The sequence below is a fragment of the Desulfovibrio sp. 1214_IL3152 genome (genome assembly GCF_036763055.1).
GTDB lineage: Bacteria > Desulfobacterota > Desulfovibrionia > Desulfovibrionales > Desulfovibrionaceae > Desulfovibrio.
This window is the reverse complement of record NZ_JBAIYW010000369.1, coordinates 1-1,190: the sequence shown is the minus strand read 5'-3', so window position 1 is coordinate 1,190 and position 1,190 is coordinate 1. Positions and strand designations below refer to the sequence as shown.

The 1,190-nt window shown below is 59.2% G+C and carries 1 pseudogene; it reads left to right on the top strand.

Annotation, left to right across the window (positions count from 1 at the left end):
* Positions 1-252: 252 nt before the first annotated feature.
* Positions 253-1,190: pseudogene (locus tag V6C07_RS08000) on the top strand (transcription-repair coupling factor); the annotation flags it as partial.

Sequence of the window (1,190 nt, the reverse complement as noted above, 5' to 3'; positions counted from 1 at the left end):
TCGTCACGAGATGAATTTCCTTGGTATATCAAGGAGAACGAGCCTTTTATGCAGGGAGTGTACTCTTATGGTACTCGACCGGAATAAAAGGCGAAGTTCGACGCAGAGATACCGGGAAAGGCGCTCGGGACGACACTGTCTAAGGGAGCGGGCATTTTTTCGTCCGCAGCCGCCTACCTGAACACTGCGGCTTTACGCCGCATTTCCGCATTACGGCCGTGCCGGAAAAGGCACGGCGCATGGAACATTTTCATGAGCAATTTCAGTACAGTCTTGGCAAGCAAGGAAGGGCAGATCTATATTGAGCGCAGCGGCATGGGTACGCGTTGCCGCCTTGCAGCCGAAGCGTTGGCCCAGGGGCGTACCGTGGTGCTGGTGGCCCGCGACCGGGAAGAATACAACAGCGCCCGCGCCTTGCTTACGCTTTTTACCCCCGATCTTTCGCTGGCCGACAAGTCTGTTTCCGAACCCCAATGGAGCAGCCCCTGCCTGAACCTGCCGCCCCTGAGCCAGTGGCAGGACAGAGCCTCGTGGGCGTCGCGTCTTGCCGCGCTGTATGGCCTTGCCCAGGGAAGACCGCGCTGTGTTGTGTGCAGCGTGGAAAGCTTGCTGCTGCGCCATGTTCCCCTGGATTTTTTTGCAGCATGCAATCTGGATTTGCGCAAGGGCAGCGATTACGCGCCCGAACTGCTGCTGGAGCAGGCCGTGGAGTGGGGGTATGAGCGCGTTGCCATGGTGACGCGGCCCGGAGAAATGGCCCGTCGCGGTGATATCCTGGATATTTTTCCCACAGGCTACGCAAAGCCGGTCCGTCTGGAATTTTTTGGCGACACGCTGGATGAAATGCGTGTTTTTGATGCTGAAAGCCAGCGTTCACTGCAGGCTTGCGATGAGCTGGTTCTTTTGCCCGCCAGCCCCCTTGCCCTTGACGCCAAAAGCCTCGCAGCGGCTCGTGACCGCTGTGACCGCATGTTTGCCGAAGGCCGCATCGGCGAAAACGAATGCTATTCCTTCAAGAAGTCTCTGGACGGCGGCGGCCTGGGGCTTTTGCCCGGCAGTGTGCTTGAAGCGCCAAGCCTGTTTGAAGACTGGCTGCCCAAGGACAGCCTGTGGCTTTTGCCCGGCGAAAGCGACAGTGCCGATGCCCTGCGCGATGGCCGCCTGAGCCTCAAGGAAAGGCTGGAGGCTCC